The sequence below is a fragment of the Pediococcus damnosus genome (genome assembly GCF_001437255.1).
GTDB classification, from domain to species: Bacteria; Bacillota; Bacilli; order Lactobacillales; family Lactobacillaceae; genus Pediococcus; species Pediococcus damnosus.
The window spans coordinates 1-3227 of the sequence record NZ_JQBD01000139.1; the positions used below are offsets into that span (position 1 = coordinate 1).

The 3227-nt window shown below is 36.3% G+C and carries 5 protein-coding genes; 4 read left to right on the top strand and 1 reads right to left on the bottom strand.

Annotated elements, in window-relative coordinates; translation table 11 throughout:
* Nucleotides 1-36 precede the first annotated feature (36 nt).
* On the bottom strand, nt 37-216 hold the full coding sequence (locus tag IV84_RS10195; protein WP_046871436.1) for a hypothetical protein: 180 nt from the start codon (nt 214-216) through the stop codon (nt 37-39).
* 257 nt (nt 217-473) lie between these two features.
* Between IV84_RS10195 and IV84_RS10200 the strand changes: the two genes are divergently transcribed.
* The 4 genes from IV84_RS10200 (at nt 474) to IV84_RS10215 (ending at nt 3078) form a co-directional block, all read left to right on the top strand.
* Nucleotides 474-1043 carry a nucleoside/nucleotide kinase family protein gene (locus IV84_RS10200; RefSeq protein ID WP_046871437.1) on the top strand — a complete coding sequence of 190 codons (570 nt, stop codon included), beginning with the start codon at nt 474-476 and terminating at the stop codon, nt 1041-1043.
* A 75-nt stretch (nt 1044-1118) separates the two neighbouring features.
* A complete protein-coding gene (locus IV84_RS10205) occupies nt 1119-1556 on the top strand; it encodes a Fur family transcriptional regulator (protein ID WP_056986609.1) in 438 nt (145 codons plus the stop codon).
* A gap of 162 nt (nt 1557-1718) precedes the next feature.
* Nucleotides 1719-2201, top strand: coding sequence for a hypothetical protein (locus tag IV84_RS10210; RefSeq protein WP_046871439.1), 483 nt, complete (start codon nt 1719-1721; stop codon nt 2199-2201).
* Nucleotides 2202-2220: 19 nt separating this feature from the next.
* Nucleotides 2221-3078: a DUF6681 family protein gene (locus tag IV84_RS10215; RefSeq protein ID WP_046871440.1), complete on the top strand. Its 858-nt coding sequence runs from the start codon at nt 2221-2223 to the stop codon at nt 3076-3078.
* Nucleotides 3079-3227: the final 149 nt, after the last annotated feature.

Genomic DNA, 3227 nt, shown 5'->3' on the forward strand with positions numbered 1-3227 from the left:
TTGAATTAATCAACTACCTCCTACTCGATTAATAGATTAAGCATCCTGTAAATTGCCTTGAATGGCCATAATTGTTTTTAAATTTTGAACGGCTGATTCAATGGTGATTCCAGTGGCTTCGAAAGTTGGGTCAGCTTTGTCGTTTGCGATAAAAACTTGTTTTTCCGTATCAAGAGCAATGCTGAACCAGTTGTGGCTATATTTTTCAAAGGTCATAATGTTGACCCTCCTTCTTTTTGTGTCAAAAAAGTCACTTATCTGGCGAAGTCAGCTTAGAAACTCTAATAATTCAGTTGAGAATTGTTTGGTTATCTAAGTGATCACTCCAAGAAACAGCTTTTAAACACGTTTTATTTTATTAAGTTGAAAAGATTTCAGAAAATTTTAGAAATCGCTTACATCTAACTTTATTTTTTTATTCTACAGCATGTTACAATAAAAGACAAATGATATAACTATGGAGTGAAAAACTGATGAATAAAATCATTGTCATTACTGGGGCCACCGGAACCGGTAAAACAACTGTAAGTGACTATTTAAAAACTTATTATCGAATTCCAAAGGTGATAACCCATACAACGCGTCCAGCTCGTAAAGATGAGGTTTCTGGAAAAGATTATTATTTTGAAACGGATAAAAGTTTTTTTGATAATCATTATCTTGAGAACGTGGTTTATGCTGGGTATCATTATGGTTCTTCATATGAAGGATTGGAACGAGAATGGCAACGCAATGCCCTGGCAAGCATCGTGTTAGATACAAAAGGGGCCATTACTTACGTGGAAAAATTGGGTACGCAGGTGGTTGTTTTGTATATGACCGTGTCAGAACAAGGAAGTTTAGCTAAACGGCTGCATAAACGTGGGGATGATACCAAAATGGTTGAACAGCGGCTTGCAAGTGAGGAATATCAACGCGATCTTCAATTACCTGTAGAGCTTCGAGGAAAAGCTCACGTTATTTTAAATGATCAGTGGCAAGAAGCTCAGAAACAAATAGACAGGATTATCGGGAAATTACAAGCAACCGTAGCCAAACAATAATCTATCAAGTTTGCATTAAATATGCTAAACTTTCATAAAGAGTAATTATTACTATTTAGGATTAGAGGAATAAATATGGATACTAAATTAACGGCTGCAATTGAAATCTTAAAACAAAACAACTTAAAAATAACCCAGCAGCGGCAAACGTTGATTCAAATCATGACGCAACATGAAAATAAATATATTGATGTGACCGAAGTTGATGAACAAATGCGAACGTACTATCCAAAAATGAGTCATAATACGGTTTATCGTAACTTAAAGGAATTTGAATCCATTGGGTTGGTAGAACAAATTATTCAAGGTGAACATGCTCAAGTTAAGTATCAGTGTGATGTGACTCAACAGCACCACCATCATTTTATTTGTACAAACTGTGGCAAAGTAGAAGAAATTGAAATGTGTCCATTAGATTTCTTTGAACGACAATTGCCAGGCTATCAGATTTCTGGCCATCGGTTTGAGCTATATGGGTTATGTGCAGATTGTGCACATAAGCAACAGGCATAAGTTCATCAGGTTGACGGAACTATTAACTTGAGGGCTTTTTTTATCTTTAATATTCAAATAATATATTGTAAAGAATTACTATGATTTTAATTTTTTAGATGCAAGCGAGGTTTAATTTGTTAAAATTTAAATAACTAAGAAATAAATGGGAGGAGAAATGTTATGGCTTATCGAACACCACCTTTTATCACGCCGTTTGCCATTGTGAGTATTTTAATTGCTTTAAGTGCCACAAACGTGGTGGTAAATAAAGTGACTGGCACAACGGATGGTGGATCTACAAGTGCACAGATTGAATCAGAAAATCGAAAATCGGATTCTACCAATTCCTCTTCAAAAAAAGAGAGTTCGGACGATAGTAGCAAAAAAGAGAATAGTAGCAGTTCCAGTGATGACAGTTCCAGTGTATCTTCGGATGAGAGTAGTTCATCTAGCAGTGATACGCAAAGTAGTGCAGATAATACTTCTTCTGCTTCTACAAGTAGCAAGGCTGTTTCTAACAATAATTCATCAACGCCAAGAGCAAATAGTTCGAGCGCAACATCAACATCTTCTAGTGCGGCTAGTTCAACGACCACTAAAGCTTCTAGTCCAACAGCATCTAGCAGTACAGCAACAACTACCCAGGATAATACGGGTGAGTAGAGAGGAGGAGTGATCAGACTTGTTTTCAATCATCGATATGATCAACCATTATTTAGGCTATATCAATATCAACCTAAAACTTAAAAATCGCATTTATACAGTCATCGGATTTATCGGGAATTTTTATATGCTATATTTGGCCTACCGTTTCTTCGAAAATGGTCGTTGGGTGCGAGGCCTAGGGTTCATTGCCGTTTTCCTAATTTTCCTCTATTTTTTGATCATGAATATTTATTATTATTTCACGACCAAGAAGGCGCCCTTTGATATTTCACCCAAAATAGAGAAGTTGTTGGGTGGAAAGCCACGCGAAGCAGAAGAAAACGAAAGATTGCGTAGCCGTGGCAATCGCGGTCGTCAATCTGTTGTCCCTTCGACAGGAATTTTTGAAAAGAATTCGATCTTGCCAGCCACCATTAAATCGAATCAACGCGAAACACATAATATTCAAGTTCTTGCGGATCAAATGATTCGAAATAATTTTGTTGTGGCAGATTATAGTGGCCTTTCGGATGATGAAATTTTGGACCATTTACAAAGTTCCAATGAAACTGAAATGAATGCGATTGGTGAAGGAATGCCATTTCCGTATTTTGAGCTTCGAGAAGAAAATAGTGAAGCAAATATCTATGCCGGAATGAACCAGATGAATTTGATGCGAATTGGCCGGGTAGCCAGTGTCGGATTATCTGATTACTTCAGTGCTAAAAAGCAGTATGAATTATATTTGGCACAAGCTGTTTTAATTGGTGGCCCGCGTAAATTTGCAGGGCGTTCTAGTTTAATGTCTGAAGAGGCTCCTTATGAAGCAAAAATTCAGATGGCTTATAAAAAACGTGAGGACGAGGCTACGCAAACCAGACGGAGAACATACTAAATCAGATTTTGTTTAAGGATTTAGTTGTTAAAAATGATCATAAAACATCTTAAAAATAGTCTAATAAAATGAGTTATAAAATTATAAGAATTAAAATGAGCCTATCAAAATCATAAAAAATTGGGTCTACACTTTCTGGTATTGGTGAA

Excerpts from the sequence above, each read along its gene's own strand:
- IV84_RS10200 (WP_046871437.1), top strand. The coding sequence starts at position 474 with ATGAATAAAATCATTGTCATTACTGGGGCCACCGGAACCGGTAAAACA.
- IV84_RS10195 (WP_046871436.1), bottom strand. The coding sequence starts at position 216 with ATGACCTTTGAAAAATATAGCCACAACTGGTTCAGCATTGCTCTTGAT.
- IV84_RS10205 (WP_056986609.1), top strand. The coding sequence starts at position 1,119 with ATGGATACTAAATTAACGGCTGCAATTGAAATCTTAAAACAAAACAAC.
- IV84_RS10210 (WP_046871439.1), top strand. The coding sequence starts at position 1,719 with ATGGCTTATCGAACACCACCTTTTATCACGCCGTTTGCCATTGTGAGT.